21 protein-coding genes and 1 pseudogene are annotated in these 22811 nt (G+C 61.3%); 9 read left to right on the forward strand and 13 right to left on the reverse strand.

Features of this window, described 5'->3' with window-relative positions; genetic code table 11:
- Position 1: 1 nt before the first annotated feature.
- Genes ABIA40_RS19395 through ABIA40_RS19420 form a run of 6 tightly spaced genes read right to left on the reverse strand, consistent with a single transcriptional unit; the run spans position 2 to position 5881 of the window.
- Positions 2-1051 carry a LacI family DNA-binding transcriptional regulator gene (locus ABIA40_RS19395; RefSeq protein WP_271542347.1) on the reverse strand — a complete coding sequence of 350 codons (1050 nt, stop codon included), beginning with the start codon at positions 1049-1051 and terminating at the stop codon, positions 2-4.
- Positions 1048-1692 carry a ThuA domain-containing protein gene (locus ABIA40_RS19400; RefSeq protein WP_404542882.1) on the reverse strand — a complete coding sequence of 215 codons (645 nt, stop codon included), beginning with the start codon at positions 1690-1692 and terminating at the stop codon, positions 1048-1050. The genes ABIA40_RS19395 and ABIA40_RS19400 overlap by 4 nt, the downstream gene beginning before the upstream one ends.
- A gap of 10 nt (positions 1693-1702) precedes the next feature.
- Complete coding sequence (locus ABIA40_RS19405; protein WP_404542884.1) at positions 1703-2800, reverse strand: Gfo/Idh/MocA family protein; 1098 nt, start codon at positions 2798-2800, stop codon at positions 1703-1705.
- Between the two features lie 21 nt (positions 2801-2821).
- Positions 2822-3667, reverse strand: a complete 846-nt coding sequence (locus ABIA40_RS19410) for a carbohydrate ABC transporter permease (RefSeq protein ID WP_404542886.1) — start codon at positions 3665-3667, stop codon at positions 2822-2824.
- On the reverse strand, positions 3660-4613 hold the full coding sequence (locus ABIA40_RS19415) for a carbohydrate ABC transporter permease (protein WP_271542354.1): 954 nt from the start codon (positions 4611-4613) through the stop codon (positions 3660-3662). Before ABIA40_RS19415 ends, ABIA40_RS19410 begins: the two co-directional genes overlap by 8 nt.
- A gap of 2 nt (positions 4614-4615) precedes the next feature.
- Positions 4616-5881 (reverse strand): extracellular solute-binding protein, encoded by a 1266-nt coding sequence (locus ABIA40_RS19420; protein WP_404542889.1) that lies wholly within the window; start codon positions 5879-5881, stop codon positions 4616-4618.
- Positions 5882-6043: 162 nt separating this feature from the next.
- Here ABIA40_RS19420 and ABIA40_RS19425 point away from each other — a divergent pair, with 162 nt between their 5' ends.
- Both ABIA40_RS19425 and ABIA40_RS19430 read left to right on the forward strand, forming a co-directional pair.
- Positions 6044-6802 (forward strand): SDR family NAD(P)-dependent oxidoreductase, encoded by a 759-nt coding sequence (locus tag ABIA40_RS19425; RefSeq protein ID WP_404542891.1) that lies wholly within the window; start codon positions 6044-6046, stop codon positions 6800-6802.
- 813 nt (positions 6803-7615) lie between these two features.
- Positions 7616-7894 (forward strand): hypothetical protein, encoded by a 279-nt coding sequence (locus tag ABIA40_RS19430; RefSeq protein WP_271542360.1) that lies wholly within the window; start codon positions 7616-7618, stop codon positions 7892-7894.
- Positions 7895-8187: 293 nt separating this feature from the next.
- On the opposite strand, the pseudogene ABIA40_RS19435 reads toward ABIA40_RS19430, so the two are convergent.
- The 4 genes and pseudogenes from ABIA40_RS19435 to ABIA40_RS19450 form a co-directional block, all read right to left on the reverse strand.
- A pseudogene (locus ABIA40_RS19435) lies at positions 8188-8598 on the reverse strand (ABC transporter substrate-binding protein); the annotation flags it as partial.
- A gap of 82 nt (positions 8599-8680) precedes the next feature.
- Positions 8681-10123: a glutamine synthetase family protein gene (locus ABIA40_RS19440; RefSeq protein WP_271542363.1), complete on the reverse strand. Its 1443-nt coding sequence runs from the start codon at positions 10121-10123 to the stop codon at positions 8681-8683.
- A 33-nt stretch (positions 10124-10156) separates the two neighbouring features.
- A complete protein-coding gene (locus ABIA40_RS19445; RefSeq protein WP_036026089.1) occupies positions 10157-11515 on the reverse strand; it encodes an aromatic ring-hydroxylating dioxygenase subunit alpha in 1359 nt (452 codons plus the stop codon).
- A 56-nt stretch (positions 11516-11571) separates the two neighbouring features.
- Positions 11572-13254, reverse strand: coding sequence for an amidohydrolase (locus tag ABIA40_RS19450; RefSeq protein WP_404542894.1), 1683 nt, complete (start codon positions 13252-13254; stop codon positions 11572-11574).
- Positions 13255-13538: 284 nt separating this feature from the next.
- On the opposite strand from ABIA40_RS19450, the gene ABIA40_RS19455 reads away from it, so the two are divergent.
- From ABIA40_RS19455 to ABIA40_RS19465, 3 genes are read left to right on the forward strand one after another with little or no spacing between them, the layout of a single operon-like run.
- Complete coding sequence (locus ABIA40_RS19455; RefSeq protein ID WP_404546282.1) at positions 13539-13790, forward strand: 2Fe-2S iron-sulfur cluster-binding protein; 252 nt, start codon at positions 13539-13541, stop codon at positions 13788-13790.
- Positions 13787-14047: an FAD-dependent oxidoreductase gene (locus tag ABIA40_RS19460; protein WP_404542896.1), complete on the forward strand. Its 261-nt coding sequence runs from the start codon at positions 13787-13789 to the stop codon at positions 14045-14047. Before ABIA40_RS19455 ends, ABIA40_RS19460 begins: the two co-directional genes overlap by 4 nt.
- 60 nt (positions 14048-14107) lie before the next feature.
- Positions 14108-14902 carry an IclR family transcriptional regulator C-terminal domain-containing protein gene (locus ABIA40_RS19465; protein ID WP_404542897.1) on the forward strand — a complete coding sequence of 265 codons (795 nt, stop codon included), beginning with the start codon at positions 14108-14110 and terminating at the stop codon, positions 14900-14902.
- A 28-nt stretch (positions 14903-14930) separates the two neighbouring features.
- On the opposite strand, the gene ABIA40_RS19470 is transcribed toward ABIA40_RS19465, so the two are convergent.
- Complete coding sequence (locus tag ABIA40_RS19470; protein WP_028182201.1) at positions 14931-15272, reverse strand: 5-carboxymethyl-2-hydroxymuconate Delta-isomerase; 342 nt, start codon at positions 15270-15272, stop codon at positions 14931-14933.
- Between the two features lie 1874 nt (positions 15273-17146).
- Between ABIA40_RS19470 and ABIA40_RS19475 the strand changes: the two genes are divergently transcribed.
- Together ABIA40_RS19475 and ABIA40_RS19480 are read left to right on the forward strand one after the other, a co-directional pair.
- The gene (locus ABIA40_RS19475; protein WP_271542369.1) at positions 17147-18010 is read left to right on the forward strand and encodes a transglutaminase family protein; all 864 of its coding nucleotides are present in this window, start codon (positions 17147-17149) and stop codon (positions 18008-18010) included.
- A gap of 469 nt (positions 18011-18479) precedes the next feature.
- The gene (locus tag ABIA40_RS19480; RefSeq protein ID WP_271542371.1) at positions 18480-18836 is read left to right on the forward strand and encodes a hypothetical protein; all 357 of its coding nucleotides are present in this window, start codon (positions 18480-18482) and stop codon (positions 18834-18836) included.
- A 120-nt stretch (positions 18837-18956) separates the two neighbouring features.
- Here the strand turns inward: ABIA40_RS19480 and ABIA40_RS19485 are convergent, their stop codons facing one another.
- Complete coding sequence (locus tag ABIA40_RS19485) at positions 18957-19115, reverse strand: hypothetical protein (protein ID WP_271542372.1); 159 nt, start codon at positions 19113-19115, stop codon at positions 18957-18959.
- A gap of 713 nt (positions 19116-19828) precedes the next feature.
- Here ABIA40_RS19485 and ABIA40_RS19490 point away from each other — a divergent pair.
- Positions 19829-21013 carry an HWE histidine kinase domain-containing protein gene (locus ABIA40_RS19490; RefSeq protein ID WP_271542374.1) on the forward strand — a complete coding sequence of 395 codons (1185 nt, stop codon included), beginning with the start codon at positions 19829-19831 and terminating at the stop codon, positions 21011-21013.
- Positions 21014-21171: 158 nt separating this feature from the next.
- Here the strand turns inward: ABIA40_RS19490 and ABIA40_RS19495 are convergent, their stop codons facing one another.
- On the reverse strand, positions 21172-21477 hold the full coding sequence (locus ABIA40_RS19495; RefSeq protein WP_247421723.1) for a hypothetical protein: 306 nt from the start codon (positions 21475-21477) through the stop codon (positions 21172-21174).
- On the opposite strand from ABIA40_RS19495, the gene ABIA40_RS19500 reads away from it, so the two are divergent.
- A complete protein-coding gene (locus tag ABIA40_RS19500) occupies positions 21476-21835 on the forward strand; it encodes a hypothetical protein (RefSeq protein WP_271542379.1) in 360 nt (119 codons plus the stop codon). The two genes, ABIA40_RS19495 and ABIA40_RS19500, sit on opposite strands and share 2 nt — an antisense overlap.
- Positions 21836-22811 lie beyond the last annotated feature (976 nt).

The raw sequence follows: 22811 nt of genomic DNA on the forward strand, positions 1-22811 counted from the left end.
TCTACGGCAGATTGTCCCGCAAAAAGATGTCGATGCGGATGCGCTCCTGGTCGGGGCTGATCGGCTCGCCCGAACAATGCGCGAGCAGGACTCGCGCCGCAGACCGCGCCTCATGGCCGGCATCCTGGTTGATGACGGCATCGAGCGTGCCGCGCACCAGGAACCGTCTAGTGTGCTCGGTCAGCTCATGGGTGATCCAGACCACCTCGCGCGCGCGGCCCGAGGCCTCGAGCGCATCGGCGATGCCGCGGTTTCCGGCGCCGCAGCAATAGATGCCGCGGAGGTCGGCGTGGCGCGCGAGCAGCGCGGCAGTAAGGTCCCGCGTGCGGTCGCTGTCGTCGCGCCCCTCGATGACGGGCAGTGCGGACAGGTTCGCATACTCGCTCGACAGGATCTGGTGGAAGCCGAACTGCCGTTCGGTGTGGTCGCGCAGCGACAACGATCCCGCAATCACGGCGACGGTGCCCTCGCGCCCGGCGAGGAAGCGCCCCATCAGCGTGGCGGCGGTGCGGCCCGCGGCCGGATTGTCGATCCCGACATAATGCACCCGGGACGAGCTCGGCGCATCCGATACCAGGGTGACCACCGCAACCCCGCGCGCGACGAGCTCGTCGATCGCGGCGCGAACCCGGGGATGATCGAGCGCGATGACGGCGACGCCCTGATAGGCCGACGAGAGATTCTCCAGCGCACCGGCAAGGACATCGGGGTCGAACACGTCGACATGGTGGATGTCGATGAAGCCCCGATGGCCGGCGAGCCAGTCCGCGGTGCGCGCGACCTGCTCGCTGAGATTGGTCATGAAGCTGTTGCTGCCGATCGGCAGCACGAAGGCGAAGCGGAAGGTCTGCCCGCGGGCGAGCCGCGCCGCGGCAAGATCGGCGCGATAGCCGAGCTTTGCCACGGCGGCCTCGACGCGCGCGACGGTCTTGGCGCGGACACCCTCGCGCCGGTTGACGACGCGATCGACGGTGGCGAGCGAAACGCCCGCCGCGCGCGCGACGTCCTCGAGCGTGGCCCGAAGCACCGGCTGGGTCGCGCCTTCAGTCATTCGCGCGCGGCCCACAGCATGCCGCGGGTCATCAGCGTCCGGATCTCCGGCACGTCGAGCTCGTAGGCGCGGTGGCCCAGCGAGGAATAGAACACCCTCCCCGCGCCATAGCGCTTCTTCCACACCACGGGCATCACCACGCCGTCGATCCAGGGCGCGTGCTCACCGGTGAAGGTCGTCGTTGCCAGGACCTCGATGGCGGGATCGACATGCATGTAATATTGCTCGGACCGATGCTCGAAGCTCTTCAGACCCGTCATGATCGGATCGTCCGGCTTCGTCAAGTCGACCTTGTAGTCGATGATGTTGCCGGGATGGGCGACCCACTGCCCGCCGCACAGGAATTGGTAATCGACCGATTCGCGGAAAGCATCGCACATGCCGCCATGATGGCCGGCAAGCCCGACGCCGCTGCGCACCGCGTCGCAGAGGTTGAGCGCGTCCGCCTTCTCGATCTTCGACATCGTGTAGATCGGGATGATCAACGAGAGATCATGGATCGAGGGATCGCCGAACGCCTCCGTCGTCGTTTCAATCCGCACCTCGAAACCTTCCGCCTTCAGCCAGCCGCGGATCATCGAAGCGCAGAGATCGGGATCGTGTCCCGGCCAACCACCCCATACAATCATTGCCTTGCGCATGGTCATTCCCTCAATCGATCTGTCCGGTTTCGCGCCCGGCCGGCAGCATCGCCGGCCGCTCGACGCGGCTCTCGATCTTGACGCGACGGCCCTCGTCGGCGGAAGTCTGGAACGCCTCCATCACCTCCAGCACGTGGAGGGCGAGCGCGCCGCTGGCGCGATGCGGCCGGTCGTTCAGGATCGCGGACGCCATGTCGGCAACGCCGATCGAGCGGAACTCGCCCTCGACGTGACCGTGCGTCAGCGGCATCGCCTCCCATTCGCCGCCGGTTTTGGCCACCTGCACCTCGCCGCCGAAGCGATTCGGGTCGGGCACCAGCATGCTGCCCTTGTCGCCGTAGATCTCGATCGGCGCATGCCGATGTTTCGGCACGTCGAAGCTCATCGTGATCGACACGACCGCCCCGCTCTCGAACTCCAGCGTCCCCGCGACATGGGTCGGGACCTCGACCGGAATCAGCGCGCCGTTCATCGGCTGGCTGGTGACGAGGCGCTCGGTTTTGGGGCGCGCGGTCGAGCCCATCACGCTGGCGACCGGACCGAGCAATTGCACGAGATCGGTGATGTAATACGGCCCCATGTCGAGCATCGGCCCGCCGCCGCGCAGATAGTAGAAGCCGGGCGCCGGATGCCAGCGCTCGTGACCGGGGCAGCCGAAGAAGGCGCTGCCCGCGACGGGCGTGCCGATCGCGCCGTCGTCGATCAGCTTGCGCGCGGTCTGATGGCCGCCGCCAAGGAACGTGTCGGGCGCGCAGCCGACGCGCAGGTTCTTCTGCGCGGCGAGCTCCATGACCTTGCGCGCCTCAGCGACATTGATGCCGAGCGGCTTCTCCGAATGGACGTGCTTGCCGGCGTTCAGCACCGCCAGGCTGACATCGGTGTGGGCGAGCGGCACCGTGAGATTGACGACGATTTCGACATCGTCGCGCTTCAACAATTGGTCGACCCGCATTCCCGGCAAGCCGAAGGCTGCGCCCTGGCGCTCCGCAATCTCGCTGCGCATGTCGGCGAGCGCCCTGACCTCCATGACCGGAAAGCGCTGGGCCGCCTTGAGATAGGCGGTGCTGATCACCCCGCAACCGATGATTCCGATGCCGACTTTTCTCATGTTATCTCCTCAGAATACGGCTCATCCCTTGACCGCGCCTGCGGTGAGGCCGGCCACGATGTGCTTCTGGGCCAGCAGGAACAGAATGATCGTGGGCAGGATGGTGAGTGTGATGAAGGCCAGGATCAGGTGCCATTCGGACGAGTATTCGCCCTGGTAGACCATGATGCCGAGCGGCCAGGGATACAGCGCATCGGTGTTCAGCATCACCAGCGGCAGCAGGTAGGCGTTCCAGCTGTTGACGAAGGTGATGGTGCCGACGGTCGCCAGGATCGGCCGCGATAAGGGCAACGTCACATAGCGGAAGAACTTGATGTAGCTGCAGCCGTCGACCAGCGCGGCCTCGAGCAGCTCGTATGGAATGTCCTTGAAGAAGCGACGTAGCAGCAGCACGCTCATGGCGAGGCTGAACGCCACCTGCGGCAGCGCGACGCCGAAATAAGTATCGAGCAGGCCGAGATCCCTCACCTTGATGAACAGAGGCAGCACGGCGGTCGCGGCGGGAAACAGCAGGCCCAGCGTCAGATAGCTGAGCAGCATCGATGAGCCGAAGAACCTGACATGGGCGAAGGTGAATGCGGCCATCGAAGCCGTGATCAGAGTCAGCGCCACCGCCAGCGTCGAGATGACAAGCGAATTGCGCAGCAGCTGCCAGTAGCGCGCCGAGAATAGGATGTCGGCGTAGTTCTGCCACTCCCATTGTGCAGGCAGGCCGAATGGATTGACACGGAGCTCGCCGAGCGACTTGAAGCCGCCGAGCAGGGTCGCGAGCAGCGGCACCAGGACGAAGATCGCGACCAGGCCGAGGAACAGCGCCTTGAACAGCGCTGCGGGATCGAATGCGCTTTTAGCCCCGGCACTATTCATCGCGCATGAACCATCGCTTGTAGGTGAAGGCAAAGGTCACGCAGATCGCGAACAGGATGACGCCGATGGCGCTGCCATAGCCGACCCGCATGCGCGAGATGCCGTTGTTGTAGAGAAAGCTCACCAACGTATTCGAGGAATCGGCCGGTCCGCCGCGCGTCAGCGGCATGACGAGATCGAACAGCTGCAGGGATCCGATGATGGCGAAGAACACCGACAGGCGGATCGTCGGATAGAGCAAGGGGATCACGACGTGGCGCAGCGTCTGCGTCCGCGTCGCGCCGTCGATACGGGCGGCCTCGACCAGGTTCTTGTCGAGGCTCTGGAGCGCCGCGATGAACAGCATCATGTGGAAGCCGAAATACTTCCAGACCACGACGATCAGCACCGCCAGCATCGCCGTGTCGGTCGAGGCCAGCAAATGCGGAGGCTCGGCGCCGAAGGTGCGCCAGATCGAGGCGACGAGGCCGTAGTCGCCGTCATAGACGAAGCTGAAGATCAGGCCGGTCGCAATCTCGGCGAGGATGTAGGGCATGAAGAACAGCATGCGCAGCGCCACGGCGCCGCGAAAGCGTTCGGCCAGCATGAGGGCGAGCGTCAGCGCAAGCGGCAGCTGGATGGCGAGCGAAACGGCGATGATCAGCCCGTTGTTGCGCAGCGCGAGCCAGAAGGCCCGCGTCTCCAGCACGAAGCGGTAATTGTCGAAGCCGATCCAGTTCGTCGGCCTGCCGAACCCGTTCCAGTTGAAGCCCGAGTACCAGGCGGCCTCGCCGATCGGCAGCACCACGAACAGCGTGAACAACAGCAGCGCGGGCGGCAGGAACAGGATCAGGACGGTGAAGCGGCCATCCCAGCCTGGGCCACGAACCGCGCCACGAATCCCGACTTGGGGGGCCGCCTCACCGGCAACGCCGATCGGCGAGGTGATCGCGATCCGTCGCGCCACCGTCAGTTACCTTGCTTGTACGCCGCTTCGATGGCTTTCGCAGCGTTCTGCGGGCTCATGCTGCCGCCGGCGATCTCCGCGGTGACGTCGTTGACGACGCGACCGACCGACGGGCCGAGGCTCTGGTCATAGAAGTTCTGGTGATAGTTGGACTTCGCCAGATTGGCCGCGATCTGCTTCATGAAGGCGCTGTTCAGACCGGCCTCGCCGCCCTTGACGACGGGAACGATGAAGTTGCCGGCGGCAAGCCGCGCCTGCACGTCCTTGGAGATGAAGAACTTGAGGAAGTCGGTAGCTTCCTTGGGCGCGCCCTTGGTGATCAGCCAGCCCGTGATGCCGCCGAGCGTGTCCGACGGCTCGCCCTTGCCGCCGGGTACGACCGGAAAATCGAACCAGCCAAGCTTGTCGTCGCTGAGACCGACCTTGTCGGCGGCAAGCGCGCGCTGGGTGTGATAGAAGGACGAGATGGCTAGGATCATCGCGGCCTTGCCGTCGCCGAAATAGCCGACGGCCTGCGGATTCTTGAACCCGAGGAAGCCGTTCTGGAAGGGCTGGAGATCGACCAGCTGCTTGAACAACTCGCCGGATTTCTGAAAGGTCTCGCCGGCGAAGCCGCCATTCTCACCCTTCAGTGCTGCATCGAAGGCCGGCTTGCCGCCGATGCGCACTGCGAGATGCGTCCAGTAGAAATGCAGCGGCCATTTGTCGGCACCGCCAACCACGATCGGCGTCACGCCCGCGGCCCTCAGCGTTTTCACTGCGCCGAGCAGATCGTCCCATGTCTTGATCTTGCTCGCGTCGACATTCCCCTTGGCCATCAAATCCTTGTTGTAGAGGAAGCCGACCTGCGAGAGCGCGGTCGGCAGGCCATAGACCTTGCCGTTGCTGGTGAAAGCCGCGAGCGCTGCCGGCGCGATCGTGTCGCTGTAGCCGCCGCTCTTCACGGAATCGGTGATGTCTTGCAGCACGCCGGCCTCGATCTGGGTCTTCAGGACCCCGCCGGCCCAGCTATAGATGATGTGCGGCCGGTCCTTGGATTGCAGGATGGTCGGCAGCTTGGCCTTGTAGGCCTCGTTCTCGAGGAACTGCATCTCGACCTTCACACCGGGGTGCGACGCCTCATAGCTGCGTGCGACCTCCTCCCAGATCTTCACCTGGGCCGGGTTGACCTCGATGTGCAGCCATTTGACCGTGGTGTCGGCTGACGCGGAACTGGCCCAAAGCAGGCATGCGGCAGCGGCGAGTCCCAGTATCCCGAGCAATCTCATCACATCCTCCCGACCGTCTTTTATTCTTTGGCGCAATCCTGCCCTCAATTTTTGAGGTACGCAACACAATTTCTGATCTATGCACCTCACCAATGGAATGGCTATGGTTTGCGAAAGAGTCGACGCGGCCTGCCGCGCCGGCCGCAACAAACGAGGTGCCCAATGGCTGCGATCTATTCCGACCTCGCCGGCAAGGTCGTGCTCGTCACCGGCGGCGCAGCCGGAATCGGCGCTGCGATCGTGCGGCGCTTTGCGGAGCAGAAATCCAAGGTCGTGTTCTTCGACATCAAGATCGACGAGGGACAGCGCCTGGCGCGCGAGCTGTTCGAGCAGGGACTGGCTGCGCATTTTCAGCACGTCGATCTCACCGACATACCCGCGCTGCGTGCCGGCGTCGCCGAGGCACGCAAGGCTCATGGCCCGATCAACATCCTGATCAACAATGCCGCGCATGACGAGCGGCACAACACCGAGGAGATGACGCCGGACTATTGGGACGACCGCATCGCGGTGAACCTGAAGCACCAGTTCTTCGCGTCGCAGGCCGTGTTGCCGGACATGAAGGCGGCGAATGCCGGCGCCATCGTCAATTTCGGCTCGGTATCGTGGATCGCAGGACAAGGCGGCATGGCCGCCTACACCGCCAGCAAGTCGGGCGTGATCGGGTTGACGCGCTCGCTGGCGCGCGATTACGGCCCCTACAACATCCGAGTCAATGCGATCGCGCCGGGCTGGATCATGACCGAGCGCCAGCTCGAGAAATGGATGACGCCGGCCGGCGAGATCGAGCTGCAGCAGCGACAATGCCTAAAGCGCCGGCTCATGCCGGACGAGGTTGCAAAGTTCACCGTCTTCCTCGCCTCCGACGAGGCTTCCGCCTGCACAGCCCAGCACTACATCGTCGATGGCGGCTGGGTCTGAGGCGCCTTGAGGATCCAGTTGGAAGATCCGATCCGGACGCGGCCCGGCGGAGCTCACGGGGTCAAGGACGCGATGGATCGAGCCGGTCGCCGAGACCGGCTGGTGCGGTATCGCGCGAGGCCGACCGATGCCCTCGCTCAAGGTCTTGCCGCTGGCGACACCCACGAAGTGCAGGGAGGCGCAAGCGGGACACCGGATCGGGACGTGCGTGTCCGCGGCGTCGGAGGCTGTGCCGGGAATCCAGTGCTGCACGTTCATGCCCGTGCGGGGGCATTTGAAGATGACATTGCGCTCCATGCTGTAGATATGGGCCCGGCGCGGCGACCTGGAAATTGCGGGCCAATACTTACGCAGATGTCCTGAACAGATTGACGCGAGCAGCGGTGAAGACATCGCGCAGCGCTCGTAAGCAGGTTGCCGATCGAGAAGCGTTCGGTCGAATACCGCCGCCTCCTTTGAGCTGGATCAAGTCATGTTTGCGACGCCGACGATAGTCTTGTGTCGGCATCGGGAACGCTTTTTCGAGGTCCCCTTTGCCGGAGCGAGCGACGTTTGGATTTCGAGACCTTCCCGGCGCCGCTTTCACGGAGAGTGCAGAAGACCGCGAACATGGAGCAGGCCGGAGAGCGGCTCCGCCGAAGAGTTCGATGGAACGAAGATCGGCAGCGCGGGTTTGCTGGACGAGTTCAGACCCTGGATGGAAGAGCCACGCGAACAATTCGGCCTCGGCGCTCCCATCGAGCCCGAGGCCGGTTTTCGTCGAAGGCAGTGCATGGTCTGGACAAGGGAGGACGCCGATCAGGAGAAACGGACATGCTTGCCGACATTGACACCGACGATCTCACCGAGGTCGTGCGCTATGCCCTGGAGACGACCCGCGCGACGACGGCCTGCCCGTTCCATCGGGATGTGATCGTCCGAATCGGCGATGACGCCGCCGAGAGTCACGCCTTCGAGCGCGCCAAGCGAATCGTCAGATGCGACGGCGCCGAATGGGACAAGGAGGCTCTCAGGGCCGAGCTCGGCCGTCAGCTCGGCGCAGCCGCCGACGGCCGCTGCCCGAAGTGCGATCCGACCGCCTCGTGCCCCTAGCGCGCCCCGAAGCCAATGCAGACGACCCGCTCCGGTGACTTAACGTGTGTGAAGGCGGCAGATGGAACTGGCACCTAGCCTGAACGACACGCGTCGTGCATCAGAGGTCAGACTTCCCGTGAAAGTGACAAAGCCGATCGCCTCGATCATGCGCGGGAGATCCAGGACGGATCCTCCGTCGCCGGACGGGGACGACGACCGTCAGCTGCCGCCATCGGCCGAGAGGCGTCAGGTCGTCGATGAGTACGCCGAAAACCTGCGCAAGATCATCCGAAGACTGCTTGGAAGGCTGAACTGATCTTTGCCGCGGGGACCGTATTCTGCCACATCGTAAAGGACGTCCGCACGATGTAGGGGCTCTTCTCGACGATCGCGGACGTCGCGGCGTTCATGACGATCATCGGCACCTTCGCTTCCTCGAGAAGTGGAGCGACGGCCAGGGCGTCCGGAGTGAAGTACAGTCCCGCGATGTACTGAACCTTCTCCTTGACGATCAACTCCTGAGCCAATGATTTCGACTTGGCGGGGTTCGGCGATTCTTCGTCGCGATAGACAAACTCGATCTGATGATCGCCGACTTTCGATCCATGCTTGGCCACCCAGGCGTCAATGCCGTACTTGAAGTTCTGGCCGAACAAGGCATACGGACCGGACATGGTGCCGATGATCCCCACCTTGATCGTGTCGCACTGCGCCGGCGACATCCAGGCAGTGGCAATCGCGACGGCACCAACAAGTCCAAACCTCAAGCTCATATCTCTCTTCTCCCGCTTCGGTGATGCCGTTTCAAAACATTTCGAAATATTCTCGCTGCTCCCACTCGGTGACCGTCGATTGGAAGCGCTCGATTTCCGCGTTCTTGATGAAAACGTAGTAGTCGACGAATTTCTCTCCGAGAGCCTCGCGGAAGAAGGGGTCATCGCGCAACGCGAACACCGCCTCGCGCAAGGAGGTCGGCAGGAGGTTCGCCTTGGTCTCGTATGGAGTGTCCGCCGACGGACCGGGATCGAGCTGGCGATCAATGCCGTTGAGGCCGGCCAGAATCTGCGACGCCATGTAAAGATAGGGGTTTGCGGCCGGCTCGCCGATCCTGTTTTCGAGCCGGGTGGCTTTATCGTCGGGACCGCCCAGCACGCGGATCATGACGCCCCTGTTGTCGCGTCCCCAGATCGCCCGATCCGGAGCCAGCGAATAGGAACGGTAGCGCTTGTAGCCATTGATCGTCGGCGTCGAGAAGACCGCGGATGCCCTGGCATGCTCCAGCAGCCCGGCCATATAGTGCTTGCCAAGGTTCGACAGGCCGGCCGGTTCGCTCGTCATGAACGCGTTGACGCCCTCTGTTCGGGAGACCAGCGATTGGTGAAGGTGCCACCCCGATGACATCACGTTCGGTATCCGCGGCCGGCACATGAAGGTCGCGTGATAGCCGTGGCGGTTGCAGATCTGCTTCACTGCCGTACGAAACAGCACCATGGTGTCCGCCGGCTCAATGCCGACGGTGGGCTGGAACACGAACTCGCACTGGCTCGGCCCGTATTCCAACTCGATCGACCGAAGCGGCAAGCCCAGCGCCACGATGTTTTGCCTGATCAGCTCGAGCGCAGGCTCCATCTGGTCGTAACGTTGCTCCGTCAGGTACTGATAGCCCTGCGAAAGCAGGCTGACCTCCGGAGGCTCGCCCGGTTGGCCGGGACTGCCGGCGTCCCAAGGCGCCAGGCGGGGATTCTCGACTCTGAAGATGTGGCATTCGACCTCGAGGCCCGCTTTGAAATCATAGCCCCGGTCTTTGAGCTGCCCCAGCACGGATTGGTACAGGCCCCTGGAGGCGAAGGGCACGGGTCGTCCATCGGAGAAGTAGAGGTCGCAAAGCACCCACCCGGTTTTTGATGCCCAGGGGAGAACCTTGAAGGTGGTGGGATCAGCGACCATCAAGATGTCGCCTCCCCCCTGCATCTCGTGCATCCCGAACCCGCCGCCGGCGGTGAATACGGGAAACACCGTGCGGTGAGAGGTATCTTTCGCGAGCAATGTCGTCGTTATCGAGCAGCCGCTCTCGATCGACGAGAGCGCCTCGGAAGCGACCAGCGCCTTGCCGCGCAAGATGCCGTGCTGGTCCGGAAAGGAGAGCCGGATCGTATGCAACTCCTGCTCCTCCGCCATCCGCCGCATGCGGATCGCAGCCTCCTTCTGTTCGGCCGACCAGAGACCGTGCTTTTCGACGAAACTCAACGACATCTCCTTTGCTGAGCTGGGCGGCCTGGCTTATTCGGCGGCGGTCAGGTGAGGCACCTTCTTGGCGAGCTCGGCGGGCACCGGCGCGGCCCAGGGAGCGCCCCGACGACGCTTGACGTCCACTTCCATCCAGTAGGTTTCCCAGCCCTTCGTCGGACCGATGCCATCCATTGTGGCTGGCCCCTGGATGCTGCGCGCGCTGGCAGCGTCGAGGAACAACAGCGGCTTGCCCCCGGAAGCCACCTTCTCGATCTCCTGGCGAAGCAGCCGGCGGTACTGAATGATCGCCTTGTCGGATTGGCCGAGATGTTCACGCGTCCGGTCCTGAATAGCGCCCATCGACTCGACGGCCCACTGATCGTGGACGTTGATGTCCGCGCCCATGCCGGTGTAAGTCTCGGTCGCCTGCTCGTGCGGGTCGAAGCCGTAGTCGTTCGACTTGTTCTTCCGCGAGCGGTATTCCGGCAACTCGTAAAGCTCGAGGCGCTGCGCGCGCATTTTTGCCTTGTCGACGGGCGCGGCGTAGCTGGTGAAAATCGCATACCAATAGCAATTCACGTCGTCGACGGGCACGTGCCACTGGGTAATCGTCATCTCCGTGCTCATCGGAATGACGAACGCATGCGGGAATAGCTGGTTGGTGACGCGAACGTGGGTGCGCTGCTCGTCGATTTCTCGCAAGGCGATGAGCCGCAGGCCGTATTCGGTGTGCTCGACGTTGATGATCGGCCGGTCGTACTCGCGCAGGACCTTCGTCATGGGCATTTCCGAGTCGGCCGACGCACCGCGAAACTGCTTGCCATAGGCCGCCGATGTATCCTCATCCTCGAAGAACCGGTGAAGGAACGATGCGTGGGCCGGGTCGATGCCGACTTCCAGGGCCTGCAGCCAATTGCATTCGATCAGGCCCTTGAAGGCGAAGGTGTATTCGTCCGGCGCCGCGAAGCAGTCGATCTCCGGAAAGGCGGGCGGCTCGCCTTCACCCAAATACGCCCACAGGATTCCACCCTTCTCCACGACGGGGTAGGACCGCTGCTTGATGTTTTTGCAGAGCGAGGAGTTTGCAGGCTCGGCGGGCGTTTCGAGACACTGTCCCGTGACGTCGAACAGCCACCCGTGGAAGGCGCAGCGCAGGCCACCGTTCTCGAGCCGGCCGAAGGCAAGGTCGGCGCCCCGATGCGGGCAGTCGCGATCGAGCAGGCCATAGCGCCCCGTTTCGTCCTTGAACAGAACGAAGTTCTCGCCGAGAAGCTTGACGGCCTTGATGGGCCGTCCCTCCGCGAGTTCGTCGACGAGCGCAGCAGGCTGCCAATACATCCGCATCAGCTTTCCCGCAGGCGCCTTCGGTCCGACGCGGGTAATGAGGTCATTCTGCTCTTGGCTCATCATGACTTGGATCTCCTCACTCGGCTTCGAGATGCGTCCTCATGCTATCGGGACGCAGACTAACGCTGAAACACGATCTTGCCGCCGACGATCGTCAGGTCGGCTTTGATGTCTTTGATCTGCTCCTCGGGGACCGTCATGAGGTCCGCCGACAACACGGTCAGGTCCGCGAGTTTTCCGGCCTCGATCGTCCCCTTCTCGTTCTCTTCGAACATATAGTGCGATGCCGCGCTGGTGTAGAGGCGCAGCGCCTGCTCGCGGCTGACGGCTTCGTTCGCTCCATAAACGCGTCCGGCGAGATCCTTGCGGGTTACCATGACGTAGATGTTGATGAAGGGATTGATCGTGTTCACCGGGAAGTCGGTGCCTGCGCCGAGGCTGTTCAGCCCCACCTTCTCGATGAGAGTTTTCGTGGGCACGGCCCGATTGGCGACCGCCGCACCCAGGAAGCGCTCGACGGTGGCCGCCTTGTCCCACATGAACACGTTCTGGAAGTCGACTCTGACACCGAGGCGCTTCGCGCGCTCCATTTGCTCGGGCACTATCAAGCTTCCATGGATCAGGACGAAACGCCGATCCTTGATCGATTTCTCCTTGTCGGCCGCCTCGAATGCATCAAGGACTTGGTCGATGCCCTTGTCGCCGACGGCATGGACACCCACGCGCCAATTGTGGCGATTGCAAATGGACACCAGCTCCTTGAGGCGTTGCGGCGATTGCTGGGCAATGCCGTGGTAGCCATCATGCGAGTCTGGATAGGCCTCGCGCATGAGCGCCGTCTTGAGCGTCATGCCGCCATCGTAAAGGATCTTGATTCCGGCGAACTTCAGCCAGTCATCGCCAAAGCCCGAGGAGGCGCCGTTGCCTCGCATGATGGCCTCCCAGGCCGCGTTCTCGGCGGGGGGTTCCGGGCGCCACATGAGACCGACCCGTAGTGTTGCTTCACCGGCCTGCGCCACGCGCTGCAGGGCCGCGATGTCCCTGGGCGAGGTGGCCCCTTCTACGGCGCTGGTGATCCCGAACGAGTTCAGCACACCTTCCGCGAGCTTGAATTGGCGAAACTCGTCGTCCGCCGTCCACTCCGGAACGATCTTTTCGACTTTATCGATCGCCGTCTCGACCAGAACGCCGGTCAGGTCACCGGCACTGTCGCGCTCAAACGATCCGCCGCTTGGGTTTGGCGTGGCCTTGGTTACGCCGGCCTTCTCGAGCGCCATCGAATTGGCCATCGAGAAGTGGCCAACGGTCCGGAGATAGATCGGATTGTTCGGCGCGACGCCGTCGATTTCCTGGCGTGTCAGGTAACGCTTTTCCGCGAGCTGTGACGGGGGATGCCAGGCGCTTCCGATGATCCACTCGCCGGGCTTTTTCTTCGCCACGAACTGCTTGATGCTTGCGAGGGCATCCGCAACAGTCTTGGCGCCGCTCATGTTGACGACGTAGTCGGACAGACCGGCAGCCTTGAAATGCGCGTGCGTGTCGATCAGCCCGGGAACGACAGTCTTGCCCTGCAAGTCGATCGTGCGGGTGCGATTTCCGGCCAACGCCTTGATCGTCGCCGCGTCTCCTACGGCCAAGATTCGTCCGTCGCGAACGGCAAGCGCTTCCGCAACCTTTGACTGACCGTCCATGGTGAGAATCTTGCCGTTGATCAAGGCAAGCGAGGGAGCATTGGCCTCCTGCTGGGCAAACGCCGCGCTTGATGTCAGCACCACTCCCACGATCGCTGTCGTCAGCTTCATTGCGTCCTCCCCGCAAGTTCGGTAGACGAACAATCGTTCGATGTTCTTCAGAATGACTCCAGTGTGAGGCGCAAGCAAGCAAAATGTTTCGCAGGATCTGCCTAATGGAACCGCAGCGGCGGCAAACAAGCTGGGATTGAGGGGCCGCCAGAATTGATGTAACCGTCTATCGAACTTATGTTCTTAGATCGAACAAACGGCACGGAGGTCGGATGCCGCGAGTGAGATTTGTCCAGCAGGACGGCAGCGGAAAATCCATCGAGGTCGGACGCGACGTGAGCGTGATGCTCGCGGCCGTCCGCAACGGTATTCACGGCATCGACGGCGAATGCGGCGGCTGCCTCGATTGCGCGACCTGTCACGTCTACGTCGATGAAGAACAAGCAAGCTTTGTCCCTCAGCCGAGCGAAGAAGAGCTCGAGTTGCTGTCCGCCGTCTCGGGAGAGCGAAAGCCGAACAGTCGGCTGAGTTGCCAGCTGAAGGTGCCCGCCCCTCTCGACGAGCTGGTGGTCCATGTGCCGGCGAGGCAAGCATGACGGGACTGGTCATCATCGGCGCATCATATGCCGGGGTTCAAGCCGCTCTCACGGCTCGTGACGCCGGCTATTCTCAGCCCATCACCATCGTGTGCGACGAAGAGTGGCTGCCCTATCAGAGGCCGCCGCTATCCAAGGACTTCCTTCTCGATACGCGTTTGCGGGCTGATGTCGATCTCCCCTGCACCGGAGCAAGCCGCAGACCTTTCTTTGACCTCAAATCCCTGGTGACAGCCGGAGACAAGGCTGGCGCCTAGTCCGCGGATTTGTGATGGTTCTCGCTTTCGAGAGGCCACTGAGAGGGACCGCCCAAGAGAATGCCGAGGCTGAAGCGTACGGAAGAAGAGGAAAAGGCGCGGGAGGGCAGCGAGTTCATCGAGACCCTGGATCGGGGTCTTCGCGTGATACAGTCGTTCGGTATCGATCGCCGTCCAATGACCCTCAGCGACCTCTCCAAGAGCGCGAATCTTCCGCGGGCGACGGTGCGCCGGATTCTGATGACCCTCGTAAAATCCGGATTCGTCGCGGGCAACGAGCGGTTGTTTTCGCTAACGCCCAGAGTGCTGCTTTTGGCTTCGGCCTATTTGACGTCGAACCAAATCAGCACCGTGATGCAGCCGCTGATGGACGAGGTCGCCGGCAAGGCCAAGGAGGTCTGCTCCCTTGCGATCCTGGATGGCGAAGAGGTCGTTTTCATCGCCCGCTCGAGTCCAGCGCGGGTATTTTCGACCGGACTGGACATAGGATATCGGCTGCCGGCTTTCTGCACGTCGGTGGGACGCGTTCTGCTTGGCAGATTGGCAAACGACGAGCTGACAAGAACGGTCGACGGCATGAAGCTGGCGGCTCAAACCCAGTCGACGCTGGTCGACAAATCGGCAGTGATTGCGACGATCATTGCGGACCGCACCAAAGGGTATAGCCTTGTCGATCAGGAAGCCGAAGAGGGCTTTCGGTCGATATCGGTGCCAATTCGCCGCTACGATGGCACCGTCATCGCGGCCGCAAATATCGGCGCTCATGTCGATCGCATCACGACCGGTGAGATGATCGATCGCTTCCTGCCTCTCCTCAAGGAGATGTCCCTCGCCGCGCAGCCCCTGCTCGTCTGAGAAGCTGCCGCCTTTTGGCGAGCACCCGTCATTTTAGCCGTTTCTTGTAGGCGACCGGGTCCATGTCACGGACATCCACGCTTATGCTGACCACATCCGGGCATCGCTCTGTCATCGTCCGTCGAAGGCTCGTACTCAGCTCGACCTTCTGGTCGGGCGATCGACCTTCGAGCAAATAGACAGACAGATGCACGAAGCTGTCACGCTTCCCGGCAACCAGGAAATCGTTGTAGACGCACGCCCGCACCTTGACGTCCTCCGCCTTCATGATGCCCGTTCGCCAAGCGGCTTCAAAGAGCGCTTCCATCAAGCCTGTTACGTCGTCGCGAGCGAGCGCCCCTTCCGAATATTCGATCACCAAGTGCGGCATGACGTTGTTCTCGTTTTTAGGTCGCGTTCATGAGATGACCTCACCGTCGTAGACCGTTCGCCCCTCAACGTCCCCATCTTTTGTCGCGGCGGGTCATGGTTCGCATGGGGAAGGCCCGGTCGGCGGAATCTTTGCCGAGAAACACCCTGTGCAGCGCAGAGCTGCGCAGCAGCTCCCCAGCCAAGCCGGTTTCGTGGGTGATTTCAGGCGGGGCGGGAGATCTGGCTGGGGCGGGAGGGATCGAACCTCCGAATGGCGGAATCAAAATCAGTTTGATTATTCAGTGATTTCAAGGTGCATTTGGAAAAATCGAGCCAATTCGCCTCTAGGAATATCAATTGCTTGGCAGGCATTTCCAAATAAGGAAGCGCCTCTCGGAGCTTAGCCAACCACATGCTGCTCGCGTGAAAGCGGACACCGTCAGTATCGATACGTGCGAGGGCATCCTGGGTCGTCTCGCTGAAGCGCTATCGTTTTTCGAGCAAGACAGTTTGTAAGGTCTCAGCCATTCTCATCCGGTGATCTGCTCCGGAAGTCGTGCGGACCAACGCGTGATAGGACTTTGCGTGCTGATCGAGCAGCTGATTAAGAGACACGCTGCTACCATTGGTTTCACAAGGGAATTCTTCCAACCAAGTCAAAATCCGATCACTGCAGATCATAGCTTGTAGCGAAACATCCAACCGCAAAAGAGCGTGCCGGCGGCTGAGCAAGACGTCGCGGGTTCGAGTCAGTGGAGGGCTACCGCCTTTCCCAACGCCAACCGAACCTGCGATCATCTCATCCTATCCTTTTAAGGCATCTCGTCGAATCTGAATGGCGACGCCTACATCGCTGTTCTCATATCCTACAATGAGGCTTTGCGTTTCCTGCGCAAGAGGCGGCCAATAGTGAATCTCGCGCACCACGCTGCTAAGTCCGTTGGGAGGGCGCAATGAATGATTATGTCAATCACGACAATATCCGGCGCTAAAAGAAGCTCATCGCCATCAGCGAAGGTGACCCGCATCGAGATCTTCTAGCCGAATAAGAAGCCGAGCATACGAAGCCGGATGACTGGCCCAACGACGTATACGCCGGCGTCCCCTGGGTTCCGGCACTGACAACGGGCGATCTGTGCGGAGCACCGACTGCGGCATGCATGACACGGCCACCTTGGAGGATTCTCCACCATTTCAGATTTGGCTTCGGACTTCTTGGCGAATGAGCATAACGGTACAGCGGCGGAACCCTGGTCAGTCCATTGTTGAGGATATCCCAGATCTCCCCACTCTCAACGAGTCGCTTCCCAACCATCCCCAATAGCCAAGGACTTGTTCGCGACGACTTTTTTTGGAGGGCTTTGAGTTCCCTTCCTCTGAAGGTCCAAAGTTGGAAATCGACCAAGCTGGTGCTCTGGAAGACCCAATCCGGTCAGTCATCTGGCTAGGCCGGATCAACGGAATCTCAGGCATTGAGAAGTGACGGAGATGCCGCCCACTCTCCTGTTGGAGCGATCGGAGATACCGTCGCGGCCCTGCGACAAATGTGGCGTGCCCATGAGGCACTTGGCCGATCTTCGCAGTGCTGGCGTCCGCCCCAGCTCAACGGCACGTCGTTTCAGAGAATTGGTGAAGGCGTCCGGCAGTCGTCGGAGACGGCTTATGTCCCAAGAGTGATGTGAACTGGAGCATCACGGGACTCCATCTACGCATCGATCAAGCCAGCTCATAACAGGCTTCATCGTAAGGAAGAACGACCGCCGGATCCGGCCTCGCCTCAGGCTTCGGTCATCTGGAGCGACATTTGCATAGCCTCGTCAACTCGGCCACACTTCCCGAAGGGGACCACCGGATAAGGGGCCTGGCCGGAGGCTGCAGCGATGGGAGCATTCGTTGACGACGCTGAAGGTTCTTCACACGACGACCTATCGATTCAACGAACATGTGCGCCTGTTGCCGCATCGCTTGATGCTTCGTCCGCGCGAAAGCCGCGAGCTTCGTTTGATTTCGAGCAACATCAAGGTGACGCCGGACGCGGACCTGACCTGGGCGCACGATGTGTTCGGCAATACGATCGCGACGGCCACGTTTCAGATGGCGGCCTCGAACCTGGTGATCGTCGGCGTCGCGGAGCTCCAGCTCGACGCGGTTGCATGGCCGGTATTCGATATCGCTGTTTCGGCCATGTCTTACCCATTCCGCTATTCTGACGACGATTGGATCGATCTCGGCGCCCTGGCCTCCCCCCAGTTCTCGGATGCGGCAGGACTCCTGAGAAATTGGGCACAAAGGTTCGTTCGAGGAAGTCGGACTGATACGCTGTCGCTGCTAAAGGACCTGAGCGTCGGTGTTTCTGAAGCCGCTCGGTACCAGAGCCGTGAGGATGAGGGGACCCAAACGCCACTGGAAACACTAGATCGCGGCTGGGGGTCATGCCGGGACTTCGCGGTGCTGTTCGCCGAAGCAGCACGCATGCTCGGCTTCGGAGCCAGGATCGTCTCCGGCTACCTTTACAATCCGGAACAAGGCAGCGTCGGATCGACCTGCGCGGGATCAACCCATGCGTGGGCGGAGGTCTTCGTACCGGGAGCCGGCTGGATCACTTTCGACCCGACCAATCGCAGCCTCGGGGGCTTCAATCTGATCCCGGTCGCGGTCGCGCGCGACATCCGGCAGACGATCCCGGTGTCCGGCAGTTTCGTCGGCAGCACCGGTGCCTTCGCCGGGATGTCCGTACAAGTTCTCGTCACATCCTAGTGCGACGCAATGGAGCTTCAGGATGGCAAAATCTCGCCCATTAAATTGTCGTGAACGAGCAAATTTGACCATCAGCTCGAGCTGCACTGCGGCACGATATCCTTCATCACCGGTCCATTCTCGGCATCCATCGGTGAGTGGGAGCGTGTTGCTCCCGTCTGATCTTAGAAGGAGCATCATGCCCGACATTCTCGAGGCGTTGCGCGGATGGCTCGAACGTACGTCCCGCGCAAGAACGTCGTCTTTCGATCCAATCAGCGAGGTCAGCCATGGAGAAGTACATTCACCTGCAGGACCTCATCCTATCCAAGGAACATCTTGCATAGCCGCACAGTGAAGCGGAGCGGGAAGTGCTCTTGAAGTTGCTGGCGGAGGAGGAGGCGAGAGAGCCTCAGCCGAAAAGAGGCGTTCTCTTGCCGCGCTGAACCGCATCAAGGAGCGGCGTACTCCAATTCGAGAGGATACGACTATGAACCACCAGACAATAAAAGGCACGGTCGCCGTCGCGCTCTTCGGTGCGGCGATGCTTGGCTCGGTGCTCCCTTCGGCGGCAGCCCCGATCTCGGCGAGTACGACTCTTCTGACACAAGCGGCTTCTTCATCCGGAGTGACCGAGGTCTACTACCGACGCCACTATCGTGGCCGCTACTACCGCGCTCCGGGGGCCGCGATTGGTCTTGGCATCCTTGGTGCTGCGGCTGGAGCCGCCGCCTATGGAGCCTACGGTGGCGGCTATTACGGGCCGGGCTATCCGCAGAGCTACTACGCGCCAGGCTACTACGGCGGCCCGTATCCCTATCGCCGCCAATACTACACCCCGTATTGAGCGCACGAGCCACGCTGCTCGAGTGCGACGGTCTTCATCATAGACCGTCGCACTCGATGCGGTTGCGAGGCTCATAAGAAGCGCAAGCGCGATCGGGGGCGCGTTCGCGCCAGCGGCGGCTTACTTTTCGTTTTCTTCCGTTTGCTCTCGCTCCAGGTCGCCGATCAGCTTGCCAATGCGCTGCGCGGTCGTGGGATCTTTCGCTCCACGCAGCAGGCGCTTGGATTGTTCTAAACGAAAAGCAACCTGCTCTTGGCGGGCGAGTTGGTCTTCCATCATTTGCTTTCCTCCAGGGAGGAAGACGATTGGCAGGGCCAATGGTTCAAATCTATTGTGCCGGCGCGCGGCGCTCCGCTCGATTGCAACAGTGCCGCACCAGGCATAGGAACGAACCAGGCCAAACAGCCGAGTTGAACAGGAGGAACGATATCTCGTTATGGTTGTTGCCCTGGCGGATCCTCGAACGTGGCGGGATCGAAGACCGAAAGTCAGCAGAACAAAATGGTGAGATCTCTGTCATCCCTCGCGATCTTCATGCTCCTCGGAGCGGCGGTGATCGCTTTGCCGACCTTTGCTCCAAAAGTGCAGGCGGATGAGCTCGTGGCGCTGGCCAAAGGCGACCGGCTCAAAATCCGAGCCGCTTTCCTAGATTGCTCGGCACAGGTCTGGCCGGACTTTCCCACGTCCTGTTTGCGACACGCTGGCTCTGGAACGAAGATCCAGGAAGCTCGTCTCGTGACTGCCCGGCGATAGTTCGGTCCTCGTTCAATCAGCTAGCCTCAGGGATCAGCCCCCCAGTTCTTCCCGTCCAAACCAGCCTGGCAGCATCAGACCGTCACGCCGAGACGAGACACCGCGGACGCGGCGAATTGGCTGGCCTTCTTCCCTCGAAAGGCGCAGCAATGGGCGCGGCGTCGGTCCAGGGCAATCGGTTTACGAGCATTCGCGGGTGCCGAGACTCCCTCGGCCCGCCGAGAGAGAGCGAGATCACCATGTCAATAGAGCCAATCCAGGTGCCGAAAGTTCTCATCGTGGAGGACGAGATGATCCTGCGGATGCGTGCGGTCGACATCGTGGAGGATGCCGGGTTCTGTCCCATCGAGGCGATTAATGCCGACGAGGCAATCTCGGTTCTGGAGTCCCGATCGGACATCTCGCTGCTGCTGACCGATATTCAAATGCCGGGAACTATCGATGGCCTCAAGCTCGCCCATGCGGTGCACGAGCGCTGGCCCTCGATCAAGATCATTCTGGTGTCCGGCCAGGTAAAGCCGTCCGAGGCGGAACGGCCGGCGAACAGCAGATTTTTCGGTAAACCGCTCGGTGTCGAGCAAATGATCACCGAGCTTAAGGCGATGGTGGGCGCAGGTGCTTTGCAGATCGTTCCGACGGCAGGCGACTGGACGCTCGGTGGCGCGTTTGACGCCGCGCGCGCCTCCCCCTCCCGGTCGGAGCAGGAGGCTTCCCTGTCCGCCGAGAACGACAGCCTTCGCTTGCTGCTCGAACAGGCCAAGATCGACGCGCAAGCTTTGATCATTCAGGCCGGCATCGATGCCGAGCAGCGAAGTGCCGCCGACAAATTGCAGAAGCTGATCCTCGGTGAGCTTCATCATCGCGTCAAGAATACGCTTGCCATGGTGAGTGCAATCGCGTCCCAGAGCTTCCGCGGAGCGCCGAGTATCGAGCATGGACAGAAGGCCATGGAGGGCAGGCTGCTCGCATTGGGGCGAGCCCATGATCTGCTGATGCAGGTGAGTTGGGCCGATGCGAGCCTGACCCACACGCTGAGCAGCGCAACGGAGCCCTACGACAGTCAGGGCGACAGACGCTTCCACTTCAATGGACCGGATATCAGGATTACGTCGGTCGCCGTCATTGCGCTTGCGATGACGTTGAACGAACTGTGCACCAACACCACCAAGTTCGGCGCCCTGTCCGTCCCGACGGGCCGCGTCGAGATTTCGTGGGCAATCGATGAGTTGAAGCAGAGGCTTCGCCTAGTCTGGACTGAAAGGGGCGGTCCCCCCGTCGAGCCGCCCACACGCCGGAGTTTCGGCACCCGGATGATGGGGTCTCTGGGCCAGCAACTGACCGGGCAGGTGAGCCTCGCATATGAACGGGGCGGATTAGTCTACACGCTGGACGTGCCACTCGGCTCGATCGCCGTGGTCGCGTGATCTGGCTTTTGTTCAAGCCCTGAGCGAGCTCTGTCGAAAGGGTCCGATACCTTAGCTTCCCAGCTGGGCCGGCGCCGTTTGGCTTGCCGATCGCCTGAGAATCCAACAAAAAGGCCGCGGATTGCACCGCGACCTCTTGCATCGGCTTGCTTCGTCTCTCAGTAGGTGCCGATCCCGACGCTCACGCCGGGAGCGCGGAAGCCAACGCCGCCGCGGTCTTCATAGCCACGTCGCTCGATGTAGCGCTCACGTGGTGCATATCCGTACGCATCGCGCCCTTCGCGGATGATGACGCGCCTTTCGCTACGTTCGCGCCAGCACCGTCCGTCTTCATTGCAGACCATGCGAATCTTTTGAAGGCTGCTCTCCGGCGTGGGCGATGTGCTGAGGGAAAGCGGGGCTGCCGATGCCGCGGTCACGATAAGCGTACTGGCTGCGGCTGCTAAAACTGTGAGAATTCTCATGAAGTATCTCCCAAAAGAAGTTTGTGTCAGTGAGCCAATAGAATCGCGAAACAATGGTTCCGGGAGAGCAAGAAGAAACTGCTCCGCAGAAGTAGCTAATGCTATCGGTGGCGTGAACGCGAGTTGCGCTCCCGCTTACCCCGCAGCGGAACATGAAAATCTTGGCTCGACGATCCCAGAACCATCATCGACGTTCGAATATCGCCTGACGCAAGAAGCGCTCAACCTTCGCCAGCAGGCCAAAGGGATGCCCGCTGGTATCCGCCGCTCGGAGCTTTTGCGAAAAGCCCGGCAGATCGATGTTGCCGGAGAGGTCAACAAGTGGTTGACCTCGCCGGGACTATTGGCGCCGCTTTAGGACTTCATCTCCAACAGGCTGAACCTACGTCCGCTCCGTAGAGACCAACTGGTATCGGGATTTTACTCTCACCCTCCCGGGGCTGATCGACCGCCGTCTGCGCTTCATTTCAAGCGGGCGGCGTTTTTGCTTCCGGCGGCGAGCCCTTCGCCGGGACTGATCCGCAACTGGGAGTAATTCCCAAGTGCCTCCCAGCGGCGCCGAACACCTTCACCTCGACCAAAGGCAACGGCCTCAGTGCGGGGGCATCTGAGGCCGCTAAGCCTTCCGCCGGGCATTGGGGCAAAATGTCGACCGGTCAGTGGGCTTGGCTCTCGGAGATAAATCTCCGATTGCTGAGGACCAAGAACTCCCAAGATCAATCGTTCCAGCCGCTTGAGAATATTGCTCGTCCTAACTTGGGCAATATTCGAAAGACTCAGGACGTGCCCCTCCTCCCCCGGGGGCTCACCGGCGGCACTGACTTGCCATTTGATGGAAGCGATGACTTCGATGAGTCGCCGTTTTGGGGTAGCGCTAGGACAAGCAATCCGCTCGAGCATGCCAAAGCACTACGCCGATTTTGCACCTGATGAATAACTCCCCCTTGGGTCACCTCGTTGCGGAAGATGAAACCAATTGACCTTCCCTCGATCAGAGCGGCTAACCATTGATCCGGGGGTGGTCAATATTGACCAGCGGCTGTCAGAGTTTCAGGTCATATTTCGCCAAAATGGGGGTTGGCAGATCAATGCAGTCACTCGACGATAAGCTTTTTTACCTCCGCTCCATTTCAAAGGATCTCAATACACAGCTGCTCACTTTGATCGCTTTGCGAGAGAGCACCAACGAGGCCCACAGAAGGATCGCCTATCGGGGCAGGCGCAGGAGGCGACGACGCGCGAGAGAGAGAATTTAACGGCAATCTTCCTTTTCTACGCTTTGCAGAACTTACCCATATCGGTCGACGCTCGCTCCTCCAACTTCTAAACAGGCC

The organism is Bradyrhizobium sp. USDA 223 (assembly GCF_044909005.1).
Classification (GTDB): domain Bacteria; phylum Pseudomonadota; class Alphaproteobacteria; order Rhizobiales; family Xanthobacteraceae; genus Bradyrhizobium; species Bradyrhizobium yuanmingense.